This is a genomic window from Tardiphaga sp. 866_E4_N1_4 (assembly GCF_052076075.1).
Classification (GTDB): Bacteria; Pseudomonadota; Alphaproteobacteria; order Rhizobiales; family Xanthobacteraceae; genus Tardiphaga; species Tardiphaga robiniae.
The window spans coordinates 4,300,042-4,317,123 of the sequence record NZ_CP197242.1 but is presented as its reverse complement, the minus strand read 5'-3'; the positions used below and the strand labels follow the sequence as shown (position 1 = coordinate 4,317,123).

19 protein-coding genes are annotated in these 17,082 nt (G+C 61.3%); 5 read left to right on the top strand and 14 right to left on the bottom strand.

Going from position 1 to position 17,082, the window contains the following annotated elements; translation table 11 throughout:
• Nucleotides 1-41 precede the first annotated feature (41 nt).
• A complete protein-coding gene (locus AB8B20_RS20900) occupies nucleotides 42-929 on the top strand; it encodes a YiiX/YebB-like N1pC/P60 family cysteine hydrolase (RefSeq protein ID WP_120287707.1) in 888 nt (295 codons plus the stop codon).
• A gap of 9 nt (nucleotides 930-938) precedes the next feature.
• Here AB8B20_RS20900 and AB8B20_RS20895 read toward each other — a convergent pair whose 3' ends face one another.
• The 3 genes from AB8B20_RS20895 to AB8B20_RS20885 are packed head-to-tail and all read right to left on the bottom strand — an operon-like array spanning nucleotide 939 to nucleotide 4,118.
• Nucleotides 939-1,790 (bottom strand): carbohydrate ABC transporter permease, encoded by an 852-nt coding sequence (locus AB8B20_RS20895; protein WP_068730277.1) that lies wholly within the window; start codon nucleotides 1,788-1,790, stop codon nucleotides 939-941.
• Nucleotides 1,791-1,803: 13 nt separating this feature from the next.
• Nucleotides 1,804-2,682 carry a carbohydrate ABC transporter permease gene (locus AB8B20_RS20890; RefSeq protein ID WP_089263663.1) on the bottom strand — a complete coding sequence of 293 codons (879 nt, stop codon included), beginning with the start codon at nucleotides 2,680-2,682 and terminating at the stop codon, nucleotides 1,804-1,806.
• A gap of 53 nt (nucleotides 2,683-2,735) precedes the next feature.
• Nucleotides 2,736-4,118 (bottom strand): ABC transporter substrate-binding protein, encoded by a 1,383-nt coding sequence (locus AB8B20_RS20885; RefSeq protein WP_089263039.1) that lies wholly within the window; start codon nucleotides 4,116-4,118, stop codon nucleotides 2,736-2,738.
• A gap of 140 nt (nucleotides 4,119-4,258) precedes the next feature.
• Between AB8B20_RS20885 and AB8B20_RS20880 the strand changes: the two genes are divergently transcribed.
• Nucleotides 4,259-5,011, top strand: a complete 753-nt coding sequence (locus AB8B20_RS20880; protein WP_439074116.1) for a sulfate transporter family protein — start codon at nucleotides 4,259-4,261, stop codon at nucleotides 5,009-5,011.
• On the opposite strand, the gene nth is transcribed toward AB8B20_RS20880, so the two are convergent.
• Nucleotides 5,008-5,784, bottom strand: coding sequence for an endonuclease III (gene nth, locus AB8B20_RS20875; protein WP_439074117.1), 777 nt, complete (start codon nucleotides 5,782-5,784; stop codon nucleotides 5,008-5,010). The two genes, AB8B20_RS20880 and nth, sit on opposite strands and share 4 nt — an antisense overlap.
• Nucleotides 5,785-5,806: 22 nt before the next feature.
• Here nth and AB8B20_RS20870 point away from each other — a divergent pair, with 22 nt between their 5' ends.
• Both AB8B20_RS20870 and AB8B20_RS20865 read left to right on the top strand, forming a co-directional pair.
• Nucleotides 5,807-6,325, top strand: a complete 519-nt coding sequence (locus AB8B20_RS20870; RefSeq protein ID WP_439074118.1) for a DUF2244 domain-containing protein — start codon at nucleotides 5,807-5,809, stop codon at nucleotides 6,323-6,325.
• Between the two features lie 81 nt (nucleotides 6,326-6,406).
• Nucleotides 6,407-7,288 (top strand): methylated-DNA--[protein]-cysteine S-methyltransferase, encoded by an 882-nt coding sequence (locus tag AB8B20_RS20865; protein ID WP_439074119.1) that lies wholly within the window; start codon nucleotides 6,407-6,409, stop codon nucleotides 7,286-7,288.
• Between the two features lie 43 nt (nucleotides 7,289-7,331).
• Here AB8B20_RS20865 and AB8B20_RS20860 read toward each other — a convergent pair whose 3' ends face one another.
• The 3 genes from AB8B20_RS20860 to AB8B20_RS20850 form a co-directional block, all read right to left on the bottom strand.
• Nucleotides 7,332-8,699: an MFS transporter gene (locus tag AB8B20_RS20860; RefSeq protein WP_089263047.1), complete on the bottom strand. Its 1,368-nt coding sequence runs from the start codon at nucleotides 8,697-8,699 to the stop codon at nucleotides 7,332-7,334.
• A gap of 76 nt (nucleotides 8,700-8,775) precedes the next feature.
• Entirely contained in the window at nucleotides 8,776-10,305 is a 1,530-nt protein-coding gene (locus tag AB8B20_RS20855; protein ID WP_439074120.1) for an aldehyde dehydrogenase, read from the bottom strand.
• Nucleotides 10,302-10,952 (bottom strand): GntR family transcriptional regulator, encoded by a 651-nt coding sequence (locus AB8B20_RS20850; protein WP_439074121.1) that lies wholly within the window; start codon nucleotides 10,950-10,952, stop codon nucleotides 10,302-10,304. The genes AB8B20_RS20855 and AB8B20_RS20850 overlap by 4 nt, the downstream gene beginning before the upstream one ends.
• Before the next feature lie 171 nt (nucleotides 10,953-11,123).
• On the opposite strand from AB8B20_RS20850, the gene AB8B20_RS20845 reads away from it, so the two are divergent.
• Nucleotides 11,124-11,915 (top strand): alpha/beta fold hydrolase, encoded by a 792-nt coding sequence (locus AB8B20_RS20845; RefSeq protein WP_439074122.1) that lies wholly within the window; start codon nucleotides 11,124-11,126, stop codon nucleotides 11,913-11,915.
• Between the two features lie 26 nt (nucleotides 11,916-11,941).
• On the opposite strand, the gene AB8B20_RS20840 is transcribed toward AB8B20_RS20845, so the two are convergent.
• From AB8B20_RS20840 to dnaJ, 7 genes are all read right to left on the bottom strand, one after another.
• Entirely contained in the window at nucleotides 11,942-12,565 is a 624-nt protein-coding gene (locus AB8B20_RS20840; protein WP_089263055.1) for a 2,3-bisphosphoglycerate-dependent phosphoglycerate mutase, read from the bottom strand.
• Between the two features lie 22 nt (nucleotides 12,566-12,587).
• Nucleotides 12,588-13,403, bottom strand: a complete 816-nt coding sequence (gene dapB / locus AB8B20_RS20835; RefSeq protein WP_439074123.1) for a 4-hydroxy-tetrahydrodipicolinate reductase — start codon at nucleotides 13,401-13,403, stop codon at nucleotides 12,588-12,590.
• Between the two features lie 120 nt (nucleotides 13,404-13,523).
• Nucleotides 13,524-13,826: a DUF1330 domain-containing protein gene (locus tag AB8B20_RS20830; protein WP_068730266.1), complete on the bottom strand. Its 303-nt coding sequence runs from the start codon at nucleotides 13,824-13,826 to the stop codon at nucleotides 13,524-13,526.
• Between the two features lie 23 nt (nucleotides 13,827-13,849).
• Nucleotides 13,850-14,566, bottom strand: coding sequence for an orotidine-5'-phosphate decarboxylase (gene pyrF, locus AB8B20_RS20825; protein WP_089263059.1), 717 nt, complete (start codon nucleotides 14,564-14,566; stop codon nucleotides 13,850-13,852).
• Between the two features lie 6 nt (nucleotides 14,567-14,572).
• On the bottom strand, nucleotides 14,573-15,151 hold the full coding sequence (locus AB8B20_RS20820; protein WP_093757831.1) for an NADPH-dependent FMN reductase: 579 nt from the start codon (nucleotides 15,149-15,151) through the stop codon (nucleotides 14,573-14,575).
• Nucleotides 15,152-15,196: 45 nt separating this feature from the next.
• Nucleotides 15,197-15,799 (bottom strand): class I SAM-dependent methyltransferase, encoded by a 603-nt coding sequence (locus AB8B20_RS20815; RefSeq protein ID WP_093757830.1) that lies wholly within the window; start codon nucleotides 15,797-15,799, stop codon nucleotides 15,197-15,199.
• Between the two features lie 92 nt (nucleotides 15,800-15,891).
• Nucleotides 15,892-17,034, bottom strand: a complete 1,143-nt coding sequence (gene dnaJ, locus AB8B20_RS20810; protein WP_092140889.1) for a molecular chaperone DnaJ — start codon at nucleotides 17,032-17,034, stop codon at nucleotides 15,892-15,894.
• Between the last annotated feature and the right edge of the window lie 48 nt (nucleotides 17,035-17,082).

The window sequence follows — 17,082 nt, the reverse complement described above, 5'->3', positions numbered from 1 at the left end:
GGAAAGCGGTCGACATGAACCGCGCTGGGGGAGTCACGATCATGGGCCTCATGCTCGATACGGTCGGGAAACTGATCGCGAAATATCTGCAGAAGGAGCTGCCCGGCTACGAGCCATTCACGCCGAGCGACCCCGAACGCCTGCGCGGTATCATCGAGGAAGGTGACGTGCTGCTGGTCGAAGGCAACAACCGCGTCTCCGGCATCATCAAATATCTCACGCAATCGACCTGGTCGCATGCCGCGCTCTATGTCGGCCCAATCGATGGTGCTGCAGAGCCGAACGGCGAGCCGCATGTGCTGATCGAGGCCAATATCGGCGAAGGTGTCACCTCGGCACCGCTGTCGAAATATTATCCGTTCCACACCCGCCTGTGCCGCCCGGTCGGTCTGTCCTACGAGGACCGCACCACTGTGTGTCGCTACGCCATCAACCGGATTGGCTTTGGTTACGACACCAAGAACATTCTCGACCTGATGCGCTTCCTGATCCCGCTGCCAATACCGCAGCGCTGGCGGCGGCGCATGATCGCTTTCGGCTCCGGCGATCCCACCAAGATCATCTGCTCGGCATTGATCGCGCAGGCTTTCGATGCCGTGCGCTATCCGATTCTGCCGAAAATCACCCGCGCCGGTAGCCGCCAGGCCCGTCGCGAGATTCTGCACATCCGCGATTCATCGCTGTATATGCCCAGGGATTTCGATATCTCGCCCTATTTCGAAGTGGTGAAGCCGACCATTGAACTCGGATTCGACTACACGGCATTGCATTGGGCCGACAAACAAAAGCCGCTCCGGGAGGTGGCGGGCACTTTCGATCCATTTCCGGACGTCTTCGGCACGCCGACGCTCATTCCTGAGACGACTGACACGGAAGCGGAAGTGGCTGACGAAGACGTGAGCAGGCCTCGGATCAGGCTTATCGCCTGATCCGCCACTTCAAGACTTGACCGCGCCCGCTGTGAGTCCGCCGACCATGTAGCGCCGAAAGGCGTAATACACTGCGGCTGGTGGTAGCGCGTAAATAAAGCCCGTGGTCATCAGCAATTCCCAGGGCGAGTCATCAGCGGCCAGGAAGTTGCCGAGCGCGACGGGTAGCGTGATCTCGGTATCCTTGGACAGCAGCAGGAAGGCGTAGAGATATTCGTTCCAGGCGAGCAGCAGCGCATAAGTCCCGATCGCGACCAGCGATGGCAACATCAGCGGCACATAGACCATCCGAAACAGTTGCAGCGGCGTCGCGCCGTCCATGATGGCGGCTTCGTCGAGCTCGAGCGGCAGCTTGTCCGACGCCTGCTTGAGCACCCAGATCGCATAGGGCGAAGCAATGGTCACCATCGCCAGGATCAGCGACCAGTGATTGTTGAGCAGGCCGTAATTGCCCATGGTGCGATACATTGGCACAGCGAGGAATGCGGCGGGAATGAAATAGGTGAACAGCGCCATGTTCATCACCGTTCGGCCGCCGCGGACGCGCAGGCGACTGATCGCAAAGGCCGCCGATGTCGCAATCACCAGCGTCAGCGCACCGACCGCCACCGCGATGACGACCGAGTTCAGGAACTGCGCCCAGAAATCGCGCAGGAAATAGTGCTGCTGATTGAACACGATTCTGAAATTGTTCAGCGTCGGATGGTCGGGCCACAACTTGCCCGCGAACGCATCCTGCTTCGGCGAGATCGCGAACAGGAACATGTGATAGATCGGAATCAGCGTCCAGATCAGCACGGGAATGCCAATCAACAACAGTCGCGCTTCGGTGCCGACCTCTCGTAGCGTTGGCACTCTCATCGGGTGAACCTCTTCATCGAGAGAGCCGTTTCATCATGAAATAGACCAGCGGCAGCACAAGCGGCATCGCGCAAACGATGGATGCCATCGACATGTCGAGCTGATCGAGGCGGAGATAGCGAATCCCCAATGTAGACAGAACATGAGTGAGATCGGCTGGCCCGCCTCCCGTCAACAGATAGACGCTGTTGAAGTCGCCGAGCGTCCAGATCATCGAAAGCAGCGTGCAGGTGAGATACAGCGTCTGCATCGATGGCCAGGTGATGAAGCGGAATTTCTGCCACCAGCTGGCGCCGTCCACATCGGCGGCCTCGAACATGTCCGTCGAGATTGCCAGACGTCCTGTCATCAGGATCAGCGTCCAGAACGGCAGCGACTTCCAGATGTGGACCATGATCGCCAGCGTCAGGCCGATAGCGGGATCGTTCAGCCAGTTGGGCCCATCCTCGCCAGTAAACTTGAAGATCAGATTATTGATCACGCCCCATTCGGGATTGAACATGAAGCGCACCGACAGGATGGTCGGGATCGACGGCACCGCCCAAGGCAGGATGAACAGTACCGACAGCCAGCGTATCCATGTCCGTGACTGCACGAAGAAGCCGGACAGAAACAGAGCGATCAGCATCTTCACATTGATGCCGATAATCAGGAAGATCAGCGTGTTGACGACGGCGCGCGCGAATACCGGATCGTTATAGAGCGCGACGTAACTCGCCGGGTGCCGCGCCAGCCACAAGCCATAACCGATCGGATAGACCACGAAGGCGGCGAACACGAGCAGATAGGGCGCGATCATCACGACGCCCCAGACCTGCGGCGTCGTCAGGCGGGCGGACCATGGCCGGCGTGGCAGCGTATCGGCGGGAGCGGGATAGGTGATCGTGGCCATGCTGTACACCATTGCAAAAGCCGGCCGCGAGGGGCGGCCGGCTTTGTCTCGGACTAACCCGCGATTTCCTTGATGCGGGCGATCAACTCATCGACGGCCTTCTCGACCGGCACCTTCTCGCTGACCACGCGGTTCATCGCCTTGGCCCAGACGTTCTCGTTATTGAGGATCGTGAACTTGTAGTTCTTCACGAAATCGAACGACGAGGTGCCTCCCGTGAACTGGGTGTAGACCGCCTTGCGATGCTTGTCGGCCTGCCAGAACGGGCTTGCCTGTCCAGCCTTGGTCACCGGGAACCAACGACCGAGCGCGCCCTCGACATAGGGGCCCAGGTTTTCTTCTTCCATCAGGAACTTGACGAACTCCTTGGCGCCCGCCTTGTTCTTCGACTGCGAGAAGATCATCCCCGTCTTCACGTCGGAGCGATACTTGATCGGCGTGCCGTCCGGCTTCAGCGGGAACGATGCAGTGACGATGGTTTCCTCATAGGCCTTCTTGCCGGCCGCGCGCTGCTCCGGCGTCAGCGTCTGGTTCTGCGAATCCTCAAACCACTTCGCCGCGATCGAAATCGTGAAGTTGTGGGTCATGATGATGCTCTTGTTGTGGAAGGCGACATTGTTGTCGGGGTCCTTCCACGTTGTCGAGGATGGCGGCGTACAGCCCTTGATATAGGTGTCGGTATAGTCCCTGAGTGCGCCGATCAGGCCTTCCTTGACCTTGGGGTCGTCCACCAGAAGCTTGCCATCGTCGTCCACCAGCTTGACGTTATAGGCATCCATGAAGGTGTAGAATGACTGCAGCGAGTCCGTGGACTCCACGCCCATCGGCTGGCCGACACCATAGGCACGGCTGCCTGACGCCTTGCGATAGGCCGGCTGGACCTTGTCGCACCAGAACGACCAATAACCCTTCCAGTCCTTGGGAATATCGCTGATCTTGTAGCCGGCCTGCTCGAGCAGATCGCTCCAGATCTCCACATGCATCGATTGCTGCTTCAGCGGAAAGCCGTAATACGCCTTCTTCTTGGTCTGACCGTTCATCAGATAGGCCGTCTCGACCGTGTTCGGCGCGAATTTATCCATCATCGGCTTTAGGATGTCGGTGATATCTTCCAGCTTGCCTTCGAAGGCCCATTTGCCGGATGCCTGCACATCGTAGGTGTCGGCATAAGCGACATCTGGCGGCGTGCCGGAATCCAACGCGGCCACGGTCTTCGGGATCATGTCCTGAATGGCATATTGCGAGAGTTCGACCTTGATCTTGGTTTTGTCTTCGAACTTCTTGATCGCCGCCAACAGCGATTCATCTTCAGACTTATAAAACCCCTTGCTGAACCAGACGGTGATGCTTTGCTGCGCGAAGGCGGGCGCTGCGGTCAGAAACAAGCCAGAAGCGGCAGTGGCGAAAACAAGCGCACGGGTACCCTTGGTGATCAAGACGTCGTCCTCCCTGATGATTGTTTTTCTTGAGACTACCTCTTTCTATTTATCCGTCCAGTGAAGAAGTCGATGCTGCGCTGCACTTGTCTGACAACTTCGCAAGGGTTACGTCTTCGTGATTGCAAGGAGAAAATCGGATGCTTGTCGCTGCCGCCAAGGCGCTATCGCAAATTCTTTCACCACCGATGCGCAGCATCCTGTGGAAGTCGATCGGACTTGCCCTGGTTTTAATCACTGTCCTGGCAATCGGCATGCAGCGGTTGTTGAACTGGGCTGCCACTTCGGGCGGCGTCTGGGCCGAAAGCACGATCGGGTCGGACTACCACACGATGATTAATGTGCTGTCCTGGATCTTGTCGATTGCCGCCGGTCTCGGCGTCGTTGTCGGCGCAATCTTTCTGATGCCGGCGATCACGTCACTGGTCGCCAGCGTGTTCGTCGATGATGTTGCCGATATCGTCGAGCGCGAGCACTATCCCGCGGAGCGGGTCGGCGTCGCATTGCCGTTCGGGCTCGCGATCACCGAAGGCGGCAAGACCGCGCTGCTGACCATCGCGGTCTATCTGATCGCGCTGCCCTTCGTATTCTTCGCCGGTATTGGTTTCGTCGTCTTCTTCATCGCCACAGCGTGGCTGCTCGGCCGCGAATATTTCGAGCTGGCCGCCATGCGGTTCCGCTCGCCGGCGGACGCCAAGGCGATGCGCAAGCAGCATGCGGCGACGGTGTTCACCGCCGGGCTGTTCATCGCAGCCTTCGTCTCGATCCCGATCGTCAACCTGGCCACGCCGCTGTTCGGCATGGCCTTCATGGTCCATATGCACAAGCGATTGAGCGGACCACGACCGGAGCTGATCGAGCCGGGTCGCGTGACGAAGATGCCGGTCGCCTAGACCACGGTCTTCTCCGGCCACTGGCACAGATCGTTGATCAGACACACCTCGCAGCGCGGCTTGCGCGCGAGACACGTATAGCGGCCGTGCAGGATGAGCCAATGATGGGCATGCAGCATGAACTCGTCGGGGATCACGCGCTCCAGCTCCAGCTCCACGTCGAGCACGTTCTTGCCCGGCGCCATGTTGGTGCGATTGCCGACGCGGAAGACATGGGTGTCTACAGCCATCGTGTGCTCGCCAAACGCCATGTTGAGCACGACATTGGCTGTCTTGCGCCCCGCCCCCGGTAACGACTCGATTTCGGCGCGGGTGCGCGGCACGACGCCACCGAATTCGCGGATCAGTTTTTCCGACAGCGCGATGACGTTCTTCGCCTTGGTGCGGTAGAGTCCAATTGTCTTGATATAGTCCCGCACCGCCTCTTCGCCGAGATCAATCATTTTCTGCGGCGTATCGGCGATGGGAAACAGCGCGCGCGTCGCCTTGTTGACGCCGGCGTCAGTCGCCTGCGCGGACAACACCACTGCAACCAGCAATGTGTAGGGATTGAGATGTTCGAGCTCGCCCTTGGGCTCGGGATTAGCCTTGCGGAAGCGCGAGAAGGCTTCATGGACCTGGGCTTTGGTCCAAGGCTTCAACTTGATGGGTTTCAGCTTGATGGGCTTCGGCTTGGCGACCTTCTTCGCAGGCGCCTTTACCGCTTTCGCTACAACCTTCTTTGCAGGACTGGACTTTGCGCTGGCGGCGAGCTTGCGGGTGATTTTCGGCATCAAAGGGATATACTGAGGGACCATGACATCAGGCAACGACTTTGACGTCCCGCAGGAACCGATGCTGTTCAGCGCGCTGCTGCGTCCGCATCACGCGCTGGGTCGCAAGGGCTTCCTCGTGCTCATGGGTTTCATCAGCATGGTCTCGTTCGGCGCGGGGATGGCCTTCCTGCTGATGGGCGCCTGGCCGGTGCTCGGCTTTTTCGGCCTCGACCTGCTGGCGATCTATATCGCCTTCAAGGTCTACGACAGACGCGCCAGGGCCACCGAAGAGATCACGGTCACGCCGTCGGAAATCCGTGTGCGCCGGGTCAGCCCATCAGGCGACGTCGTGGAATGGGCATTCAATCCACTCTGGGTGCAGATCGATCAGGTGTGCCACGCCGAATTCGGCATCGAGCAGCTTTTTCTGGTGTCGCGCGGCCGTCGGGTGTCGATCGCACGGTTCCTCGGCGCGGAGGAAAAGGCGAGCTTCATCAAAGCCTTGATGGAAGCGCTCCAGGCCGCCAAACGCGGCCCGACCTATAATCCGGTGAACTGATGATCCATCGGGAAACGGGTGGTTTGCGCGTCGGGGCAGGCCTACATCGATATCATGATGAATCTTGCCAGAGACCTAGCGATGACTGAGCATCGCCCGATCAAGCCGGGCCAGCGCGACGCGGCCCTGCGCGATTACGATTCCGTACGCCGTGCCATCGGCTTCATGCACTCGCAGTGGCGGGACCAGCCGAACATCGAGGCCGTGGCGGATGCCGCGAGCGTGACGCCGGACGAGTTGCATCACCTGTTCCGCCGCTGGGCGGGACTGACACCGAAAGCGTTCATGCAGGCGCTGACGCTCGACCACGCCAAGCACCTGCTGCGCGATTCCGCCAGCGTCCTCGACGCCGCGCTCGACTCAGGCCTTTCCGGCCCGGGCCGGCTGCACGATCTCTTCGTAACCCATGAAGCGATGTCACCCGGAGAATGGAAAACCGGCGGCGCCGGCATGGAGCTGCGTTATGGCTTCCATTCCTCGCCGTTCGGCACTGCCATCGTGATCGCCAGCGACCGCGGCCTTGCGGGTCTCGCTTTCTCCGATCCCGGCGACGAACAGCGCGCTTTCGCCGACATGAGTCGGCGCTGGCCGGCGGCCACATTGATTGAGGACACTCCTGGCACGGCCGGACTGGCGCAGCGAATTTTCGACAGCAAGCTGTGGCGCCCGGACCAGCCGTTGCGGGTGGTGCTGATCGGCACCGACTTCGAAGTCCGTGTCTGGGAAACGCTGCTGAAAATCCCGATGGGCCGCGCCGTCAGCTATTCGGATATCGCCTGTAAGATCGACAACCCGAAGGCCGCACGCGCCGTCGGCGCCGCCGTCGGCAGGAATCCGATTTCCTTCGTGGTGCCCTGCCACCGTGCGATCGGTAAATCCGGCGCGCTGACGGGTTATCATTGGGGCATTACACGGAAGCAGGCCATGATCGGCTGGGAAGCCGGACAGGTGGGAGCGAATTAGCAGCAATGGGCCGCAGTTTCCTGCGGCCCATTGGACTGAATGACTAGGACGCTTCCTTCAGCACGGGCGCTGAGGATTCGTCGGTCTTCATTTCTTCAAGGCTGCGGTTCCGTGGCTCAATGCCGAACGCCCACACCGTGATGATCTGCAGCACCAGCAATCCGATCATCAGCGCCATTACGCCCGCAACGCCGCGCGCCTCGAACAGGGTCACCACCAAGAACGGCGTCACAATGGTTGCGCCGCGCCCCAGCGTGTTGACGATCCCCGACGCCCGCAAGCGCACTTCGGTGGGGAACAGTTCGGGGATATAGATGCCGAACAGCAACGCAACCAGCACATAGATCGGGATCGTGAGCGCGAAACCGACCGCTGGCAGCAGAAGCGGATCGGAAATCATCGGATAGATGATGCCCAACACCACCGCGATCAGCGACGAACCGATGATGGTCGGCTTGCGGCCCCAACGGTCGGCCGTCAGCGCGCCAATAGCCGAGCCGACCGGAGCGCCCAACGCCATCAGCAGCGAGTAACTGAACGACGTCGCGACGCTCAATCCCTGCTTGATGAAGAACACCGGCAGCCAGGTCACGAAGCCATACAGCAATGTGTTGATGGTGATCAGGCAGATCGAACCGACGATCATGCGCGACAGCAGTGGCGGCGCGAATAGCGACGACAGTTGGCCGGACGCCTGCACGGTCGGGACCGTGGTCACCGGCGGCAGCGGCTTGCCTTGGGCGGCCTCACTCTCGATCTTCTGCATGAGCGCCTCTGCCTCCTCGCGGCGGCCGACGGCCTCGAGCCAGCGCGGCGACTCCGGCAGGTTCTTGCGCATGTACCAGACCACCAGCGCACCGATGCCGCCGAGCACGAACATGGCGCGCCATCCGAACATCGGCACCACGAACGAGGCCACCAGCAGCGCCACCGGCAGGCCACTGACGACGCAGACGGCCATCAGCCCCAGATACTTGCCCCGCGAACGCGCGGGAACGAACTCGGTCATCGTCGAGTAGCCGACCACGTTTTCGGCACCGAGTCCGAGGCCCATCACGAAGCGGCACAGGATCAGGATGGTCATGTTTGGTGCGAATGCCGCCGCGAGCGATGCCACGCCGAACAGCAGCAGATTGAACTGATAGGAGAACCGACGGCCGTAGCGATCACCGAGAAAGCCGGTGCCGAACGAGCCGAGCATCATTCCGAAGAACGTCGCCGAAATGAACAGCGCATTCTCGGCGAGCGTCGAGAAGCCGCTCTTGAGCGTCACGCCCAGCACTGTTCCTGCGATATAGATGTCAAAGCCGTCGAAGAACATTCCAATCCCGATCAACGTCATGATGCGGTAGTGGAACGGTCCGATCGGCAGCCGGTCCAACCGGCCGCCCGCATTTACTGATGTCGGCATCGTCGTCTCTCCCTGTTTGTTTCCATATCGATTAGCGCCGTCCCTCTGTGGGGGATCTGTTGGCGATCGCTTTGCTCTAGTTCAGTCGCTTCTGCCCCGCCGTGTCGCGATACCAGTCGAACGGGCCATCGCCCGTCGCCACCATCACGCTCTTGGTGTTGAAGTGATCATCGAAGCTTTCGGTGCCGCATTCACGGCCGATGCCACTGTCGTCCACGCCGCCCCAGGGCGATGCGGGATCGAGGCGATGATGATCGTTGATCCAGACGATACCCGCCTTGACGCGGCCGGCCACGCGATGTGCGCGCGCGACGTCACGGGTGCGGATCGCCGCTGCAAGTCCGAACGGGGAATCATTGGCCAGACGCAACGCATCGGCCTCGTCCTTGAACGGCGTGACAGAGGTGAACGGGCCGAACACCTCTTCCTGGAAGATGCGCATGTCCGACCGAACATCGGCGAACACCGTGGGCTCCACGAAGAACCCGTTTTCGTGACCGGCAACCTTTGCCGCAACGCCACCAGCAACCAGCCGGGCACCGTCTTCGTGACCGAAACGCGCATAGGAAAGCACGCGGTCACGCTGGCGCGCCGAGATCACCGGGCCGAGCTGCGTGTTGGGATCGAACGGATCGCCGATACGGATAGACTTCGTCTTGGCCTGCAACTTCGCGACGAACTCGTCGTAGATCGAGGCCTGCACGATATGCCTGGAAGCGCAGACGCAAGTCTGGCCGGCACCGATGAAGGCACCGAAGGCAGCGTAGTTCACTGCCTGATCGACATCGAAATCGTCGAACACCATGACAGGCGTCTTGCCGCCGAGCTCCATGGTCTGATGCGCGAACACTTTCGCCGCGGATGATCCGGCGATGCGCCCGGCTTCGGTGCCGCCGGTCAGCACCAGCTTGTTGATGTCAGGGTGTTCGGACAACATCTTGCCGGCACTTGGGCCGTAGCCCAGCACGATATTGAACACACCCGGCGGCAGGCCGGCTTCGGTGAAGATCTGCGCGAGCTTCAGCGTGGTCAGGGGTGTGTATTCCGAGGGCTTCACGACCGTCACGCAGCCGGTGGCCAGAACGGCAGCCAGCGACTTGCACAGGATCATCAGCGGATGATTGAACGGCGTACAGTTCGCCACGATCCCGATCGGCGTGCGCAATGTGTAGTTGAGATACGCGCCTTCGACCGGGATGACCGAATCACGCCGCGCCAGGGCAACGCCGGCGAAATAGCGGAAGAAATCAGGAAGACGCGCAAGCTGCGCACGGGTCTCGTTGACAGGACGGCCGTTGTTCAACGTCTCCAGCCGGTATAGCGTGTCGAGATTGGCCTCGAAGGCATCGGCAAGCTTGTTGATGAGGCGGGCGCGGGCGCGCGTATCCATGCCGCCCCATGCGCGTCCTTCGAACGCCGCACGCGCGCTCTTCATCGCATGATCGATATCGGCCGTGGTCGAATTGGGGATTCGCGCGATGACGTCGCCCGTAGCCGGGTTCCGCACATCAATCATCTCGCCGTTGCCGGCTTCGATTTCGCGGCCATCGACGAAATTGCCGTGGATCTCGACATCGATGGAGCCTGTTTTTGTTGGAATGTTCATAGATCTCTCGCTTCGACGATGATCGCGTTACGCGCCAAGGCAGGCAGCACGCGCTTTTCTGTTTTCTCGATGTGAGCCTTGATGATGCGCGCGGCGCCGCGCTGGTCGCGGCGCTGCATCGCGTCGATCAGGCTGACGTGCTCGCCCACGAGCTGCATGTGATCGCGGCCCTTGACGTTGGCGATGCTGATACGCACCAGCCGGTCGGCCTGTTCGATCAGATCGCGCGCGGCCGACGCCATGCGCCGGTTGCCGGACGCCTGTGCCAGCGCGATGTGGAAGGCGCGGTTGTAATCGATGAAATCTTCCGCCGAGCCGTCGAACGACCTGTATTGGTCCAATCCGCGCAGGATGTTGTCCGAGGCGTGCTCGATCGCTTCCGACACACAGGCCGGCTCGACCGCATAGCGAAACCGCAACAGGTCCCGGGCGTCCGAGATCGAGATCGGATTGACCCGATAACCCTGGCGCGGCTGCACCGTCACGAGATGCTCGCGCTCGAGCCGCAGCAAAGCCTCACGTACGGGCTGGCGGCTGACCGCATAGCGCTCCGCCAGCTCCTGCTCCCGCATATCATCGCCTGGCAAAAAGCGACACATCAGGATATCAGACCTGAGGCTGTTGTAGACATTATCTCGAAGAAGCACGGATATTTCCTCTGATTCTCCGACAAAGATGCATCTCGTGAAATATCACGTCAAGTCAGATTTGCGCGATCGAGGACTTGCTTTTAGGCTCCGGTCCGGGACACAACAGGACAGGCGGATGCGACAGCCGACCAGGCTGCGGGCTGCAAGCTTTTGACGAGAGAGGCAAAAATGGCAGATCGGCGCTTGGCAAACGGCACCGTCAATGCAGCGCAATTCGGCGAAGGACCGGCCATCGTGCTGCTTCACTCGCTGCTGTCTGACCGGGCAAGCTTCGACAGCATCGTGCCGTCGCTGGCCAAGACCCACCGTGTCATCGTTCCCGAATTGCCGGGTTTTGGGGGATCAGACGCCGTAAGCGGCGGACTGGCGGCCGTAGCGGACCGCGTGGCGGAGGCCGTCAGGGACTGCGGCGACGGCGCGGACGCGATCGTGCTCGGTAACGGCTATGGCGGTTTCGTTGCCTTGCAGATGGCGATCCGCCATCCGGGCATTGCAGGCCGTCTGGTTCTCGCCGATTGCGGCGCAGCGTTTTCCGAACCTGGCCGCGAGGCGTTCCGCAACATGGCGACGGCAGCATCGACCAAGGGATTGCCGGCGGTTACCGATGTCGCGATGCGACGCTTGTTCGCCGCTGAATTTCAGGAGCAGAACCCGGAGCTGATGCGCGATCGCCGCGAGGCCTTTTTGCGCACGGATCCCGGCGTGTTTCAGAGTGCCTGCGAGTCCCTGGCGACGCTGGACCTGCGCCCCGAGATCGGGACCGTCAAAGTGCCGGTGCTGGTGCTGGTCGGCGAGCACGATGAAGCGACGCCACCACCGATGTCCAGAGAGCTTGCTGCCGGACTACCTGATGCACGGCTGATCGTGCTTCCGGGCTGCGCGCATGTCCCGCAATTGCAAAAGCCCGACGTCTTTCTCGATGCGATCTCGGATTTCGTGTCGGCTGCGATGGCGCGCTAGCCGCGCCACGCAACCGAGCGCGTCGATCAACCCGCCAGATCGAGTTTCGACGCCACCGTCGCATCGGCATTGAGCCGATAGATCACCGGCACGCCGGTCGCGAGCTCCCGCGCCAGAATGCCTTCCGGCGTCAGCTTCTCCAGCACCATGATCAGGGCACGCAGCGAATTGCCGTGCGCGGCGACCAGCGTGCGTTCGCCGCGCAGCACGCAAGGCAGGATTTCCTGCACGAAATACGGCAGCGTACGCGCCAGCGTATCCTTCAGGCTTTCGCCGCCGGGCGGCGGCACGTCATAGGAACGGCGCCAGACATGGACCTGCTCCTCGCCCCATTTAGCGCGGGCGTCGTCCTTATTGAGGCCGGAGAGATCACCGTAATCGCGCTCGTTCAGCGCCAGATGTTTCGTGATCGGCAGGCCGGTCTGGCCCATCTCTTCCAGTGCGAGATTGAGCGTGTGCTGCGCGCGGGTCAGCGCCGAGGTGAACGCGACATCGAAGGTCAGACCCTGCGCCTTCAGCTTGCGGCCGGCTTCCTTGGCTTCTGCGACGCCCTTCTCGGTGAGATCAGGATCTTTCCAGCCGGTGAAAAGGTTCTTCAGATTCCATTCGCTCTGTCCATGACGGACGAGGACGAGAAGACGTTCGTTCATCGAGAATTCCGTTTCGTTCTTCTTACATTTCACCAAGGCCGAGCACGTCAGCCATCGAGTACAAACCTGGCTTTTTTCCATGCGCCCACATCGCCGCCTTCAGCGCACCATGGGCGAAGATCATGCGATCCTCGGCCTTGTGCGACAGCTCGATGCGTTCATGGGGACCAGCGAAGATCACCGTATGATCGCCAGCGACAGTACCGCCGCGCAACGAGGCAAAGCCGATATCGCCGGTTTTGCGCGTGCCGGTGAGCCCGTCGCGGCCACGCGCCGAATGTTGCTCGAGCGGAATCTTGCGACCCTCGGCAGCAGCCTGACCCAGCATGAAAGCCGTGCCCGAGGGCGCGTCGATCTTGGCCTTGTGATGCATCTCCAGCACTTCGATGTCGAAGCCGTCATCGAGCGACTGCGCAACGCGCTTCACCAGCGCGGCGAGCAGATTGACGCCGAGGCTCATATTGCCCGACTGCACGACGATGGCCTGACCGGTCACGCTCTTGATCACCGCGTTGTCCGACGACGACAGGCCGGTGGTGCCGATCACGTGAACGAGGCCGCGCTGGGCTGCGATCGCAACATTGGCGATGGTCGCCGCAGGCACCGTGAAATCAAGGATACCATCGGCATCCTTCGACAACGTCCAGAGGTCGGCCGAGAGTTTGACGCCGTTCTCGGGCAGGCCGGCGAGCACGCCGGCATCCTGTCCGAGCAGCTCCGAGCCGGGCGCCTCGAGCGCACCGGAAACGACAGCGCCGGGGGTTTCGGAGATGGTGCGGATCAGCGCGCGGCCCATTCGGCCGCCGGCGCCAGCAACGATCAGTCTCATATCGGACATTGAACGATCCTCAGTATCTCAAGGCGGTATAGCGGCGCGTTGCCACGGCGGCAACACGCCCACGGTACCTAAAGTCCTTAGATACCAATCAGATCAAACACATGCTTAAGGCCCTGCCGCTCAAGGCTGCGGACCGTCATACCCCTCGATGATCACGAGATCGCTCTCGCCGTGCGGGCTGCGCATCGCGACCAACCGCTGGTATTCCGGCGAATTGTAACAGGCTAGCGCGGTCGCGTAGTCCTTGAATTCGAGCACAACATTGCGCGAGCGCGACGTGCCTTCCTTGGCCTCGAACTGACCACCGCGCACCAGGAATTTGGCCCCGAATTTATTGAAGACCGGGCCGTTCTCGGCCACGTATTGCTTGTAGCCGTCCATATTGTGCACGTCGACGCGTGCAATCCAGTAAGCCTTGGCCATCTGTCTCTCTCCCTGTCCCGTTCTTACTTGTTCGCCAGTGCCTGCGTAATTTCGGCGACGATCGCCTCGGCCGCAGCCTTCGGATCGGCAGCTTCCATTACCGGACGGCCGACCACCAGATAGTCCGAACCTTCGGCAATCGCGCGTGCCGGGGTCATGATCCGCTTCTGATCGCCCACGTCACTGCCCGCAGGGCGCACACCGGGCGTGACCAGACACATCTCAGGCTTGATATGCTTGCGCAGGTTCGCCGCCTCTTCCGGCGAGCAGACGAGGCCATCGATACCGAGCGCCTGCGCCTGCTGCGCGCGCGCGGCGACGAGATCGCTGACACCGAGTTGATAGCCCGCGGCCTTCAGATCCTCGTTGTCGTACGAGGTCAGTACTGTCACCGCGAGGATCTTCAGGCCGGAGCCCTTGCTGGCATTGGCCGCCGCCTGCATGGTCTGCGGATAGCCATGCACGGTGAGGAAGGTCGCGCCGAGCTTCGCCACGCTTTCCACACCGCGCGCGACGGTGTTGCCGATGTCGTGCATCTTCAGATCGGCGAACACCTTCTTTCCGGTATCGGCGAGCTTGCGCACCAGCGGCAGACCACCAGCATAGCCGAGCTGATAGCCGATCTTGTAGAAAGTTACGCTGTCGCCGAGCCGGGCGATCATCGCTTCGGCAGCGTCAACATCCGGCAAATCGAGCGCGACGATCAGGCGGTCGCGGGGATCAATGGTCTGCAACGTCATCTCGTCTCACTTCATCTGCTGCGCGACATCGATAAGCTGGCGCACCATCGCCGTCATCGCATCCTTGTCGGCGGCGTGTTTCAGCCGGTCCATATCGTCATAGGCCTCACCGGCGAACGCCAGCGTGAGCTGATTCGGGATCACCATCGCGCGACACGCCGACAGCACCAGCCGCAAGGCCTGCAAACAGCGCGCACCGCCAAGCCGCCCATTCGAAGCCGCCGCAATCGCAAACGGCCGCTCGCGAAACACCTGGCCCTTGCTCTCATGCGTGTCTTCCACGCGCGAGATCCAGTCGATCGTATTCTTCACCAGCGGCGGCAGCGACGCGTTGTATTCAGGCGTCACGATCAGCACACCATGATGCGCCGATATCATACGCTTCAGATCGAGCGCATGTTTCGGTACGCCGGAATTGCTCTCGAGGTCGCCGTCATAGATCGGCAGCGGAAAGTCGCCGAGCGAAATCCTGGTGGCATCGACATCGGCGCGAACCAGCGCGTCAATGGCGACAGCCGCGAGTTTCGCATTCAGCGACCCTGTACGCAGCGAGCCTGGAATAACGAGGATCTTGATCGCAGCCATGATTCCGATCGTCGGGGCGAAGCCACCGCGCGATCGCGGCCGGCACTAGCGTTTGCGATACACCCAGACGCGCGCCGGCGGAAGGTTCATCCAGATCCGCTCGGAGGCCTCTGTGGACACGCCGGGCAGCGATTTGGGGATCGGCGGCGCCACCGAATAGGTGAACTGCACGAAGGGCGCGTTCGGCGACATCGCCGCGAAGGCATCGCGGATCAGCTTGAGGCGCGTCAGCATCGGCTTGGTGACCAGCGGCAGGCCGGAGACGACGGCGGAGGCGGGCTCTTTCAGCACATCCCACAGGGTATCGCGCAATGTGTAGGCGTCGCCCTGAACGATCGTCGCCTGCGGGTAGCGCTCACGCAGCAGTGCGCAAAAGGTGGGATTGAATTCGACGAGCACCAGACGCTTCTGGTCCACCCCATGCGCGACGAGCGCAGAGGTGATCGCGCCGGTGCCTGGTCCAAGTTCGATGACCGGACCGGTCGCGTCATTGTCGACATATTGCGCCATCGTGCGGGCAAGAGCTTTGCCCGACGGCATCACGGCACCCATATGCAGCGGCTTATCGATCCATGAACGGAGGAAGCGAACCTCGTCGTCGAGACGGAGCGGCTTCTTCAACGTACGCGCGGACGAGTGCAGAGGCATGTCGCTTCCAGGCAGACCGCGGAACGTGCGGAACGTCAGAATTTCGTCATAAAGAGGTATAGGCAACAATAGAAACGGTCAAGCTTCCAACGTCAGGAGCCTGTCCGCGTTCCGAAGAAGTCCTTGACCTTAGTGAAGAAACCCGCGGCTTCAGGTTGCGTTGCACCCGAAGATAGTTTCTCGAATTCGGCCAGCAGCTCCTGCTGCTTTTTCGTCAGGTTCTGCGGCGTTTCCACGACGACCTGGACATACATGTCGCCGGTCTGGCGCGAGCGCAGCACCGGCATGCCCTTCGACGAAACGCGGAAGCGGCGCCCGGACTGGGTGCCCGAGGGAACCTTGACCTTGTTGCGTCCGCCTTCGATGGTCGGCACTTCGAATTCACCGCCCAGCGCCGCGGTCACCATCGAGATCGGCACGCGGCAATGCAGGTCCGCGCCATCGCGCTGGAAGAAGTCGTGCGAGGCCAGCGACAGGAAAATATAGAGATCGCCCGACGGACCACCGCGCGCGCCGGCTTCGCCTTCATTGGCAAGACGAATGCGGGTGCCGTCCTCGACGCCCGCCGGAATGTTGACCGAGAGCGTGCGCTCACGCTCGACGCGGCCGGCGCCGGAGCAGCTCGGGCACGGATCCTCGATCATCTGACCCCGGCCCTGACAGCTCGGGCAGGTCCTTTCCAGCGTGAAGAAGCCCTGGGCCTGACGGACGCGGCCAGCACCGCCGCAGGTCGAACAGGCCTTCGGCTTGGTTCCTGCCTTGGCGCCGGTGCCGGAGCAGGCTTCGCAGGTCACCGCGACCGGAATCTCGATCTGTGCGGTTTTGCCGGAGTAAGCCTCCTCCAGCGTGATTTCCATGTTGTAGCGAAGATCTGCCCCGCGCTCGCGGCCGCCGCTGCGGCCACCGCCGCGCTGTCCGGCCATGCCGAACAGGTCTTCGAAAATGTCGGAGAAGGAGGAGGCGAAGCCGGATCCGAAGCCCGGACCACCGCCGCCACCATTGCCCTGTTCGAAGGCCGCATGGCCATAACGGTCATAGGCCGCGCGCTTGTCGCCGTCCTTGAGGACGTCGTAGGCCTCGGCAATTTCCTTGAACTTCACTTCAGCGGCGGCATCGCCTGGATTCTTGTCCGGATGCCATTTCATCGCAAGCTTGCGAAACGACGTCTTCAGGGTCGCATCATTCGCGCCGCGCTCGACTTCCAACGTCTCGTAATAACATTGCTTGGTGGACATCAGTCAGATCCGCCCGAAATTGGTCCTCATCCCGAGGAGCATCCCAGA

Coding starts and splice junctions, on each gene's coding strand:
- AB8B20_RS20900 (WP_120287707.1), top strand. CDS start 42: ATGGGCCTCATGCTCGATACGGTCGGGAAACTGATCGCGAAATATCTG.
- AB8B20_RS20895 (WP_068730277.1), bottom strand. CDS start 1,790: ATGAGAGTGCCAACGCTACGAGAGGTCGGCACCGAAGCGCGACTGTTG.
- AB8B20_RS20890 (WP_089263663.1), bottom strand. CDS start 2,682: ATGGCCACGATCACCTATCCCGCTCCCGCCGATACGCTGCCACGCCGG.
- AB8B20_RS20880 (WP_439074116.1), top strand. CDS start 4,259: ATGCTTGTCGCTGCCGCCAAGGCGCTATCGCAAATTCTTTCACCACCG.
- nth (WP_439074117.1), bottom strand. CDS start 5,784: ATGCCGAAAATCACCCGCAAGCTCGCCGCCAGCGCAAAGTCCAGTCCT.
- AB8B20_RS20870 (WP_439074118.1), top strand. CDS start 5,807: ATGACATCAGGCAACGACTTTGACGTCCCGCAGGAACCGATGCTGTTC.
- AB8B20_RS20865 (WP_439074119.1), top strand. CDS start 6,407: ATGACTGAGCATCGCCCGATCAAGCCGGGCCAGCGCGACGCGGCCCTG.
- AB8B20_RS20860 (WP_089263047.1), bottom strand. CDS start 8,699: ATGCCGACATCAGTAAATGCGGGCGGCCGGTTGGACCGGCTGCCGATC.
- AB8B20_RS20855 (WP_439074120.1), bottom strand. CDS start 10,305: ATGAACATTCCAACAAAAACAGGCTCCATCGATGTCGAGATCCACGGC.
- AB8B20_RS20845 (WP_439074122.1), top strand. CDS start 11,124: ATGGCAGATCGGCGCTTGGCAAACGGCACCGTCAATGCAGCGCAATTC.
- AB8B20_RS20840 (WP_089263055.1), bottom strand. CDS start 12,565: ATGAACGAACGTCTTCTCGTCCTCGTCCGTCATGGACAGAGCGAATGG.
- dapB (WP_439074123.1), bottom strand. CDS start 13,403: ATGTCCGATATGAGACTGATCGTTGCTGGCGCCGGCGGCCGAATGGGC.
- AB8B20_RS20830 (WP_068730266.1), bottom strand. CDS start 13,826: ATGGCCAAGGCTTACTGGATTGCACGCGTCGACGTGCACAATATGGAC.
- pyrF (WP_089263059.1), bottom strand. CDS start 14,566: ATGACGTTGCAGACCATTGATCCCCGCGACCGCCTGATCGTCGCGCTC.
- AB8B20_RS20820 (WP_093757831.1), bottom strand. CDS start 15,151: ATGGCTGCGATCAAGATCCTCGTTATTCCAGGCTCGCTGCGTACAGGG.
- AB8B20_RS20815 (WP_093757830.1), bottom strand. CDS start 15,799: ATGCCTCTGCACTCGTCCGCGCGTACGTTGAAGAAGCCGCTCCGTCTC.
- dnaJ (WP_092140889.1), bottom strand. CDS start 17,034: ATGTCCACCAAGCAATGTTATTACGAGACGTTGGAAGTCGAGCGCGGC.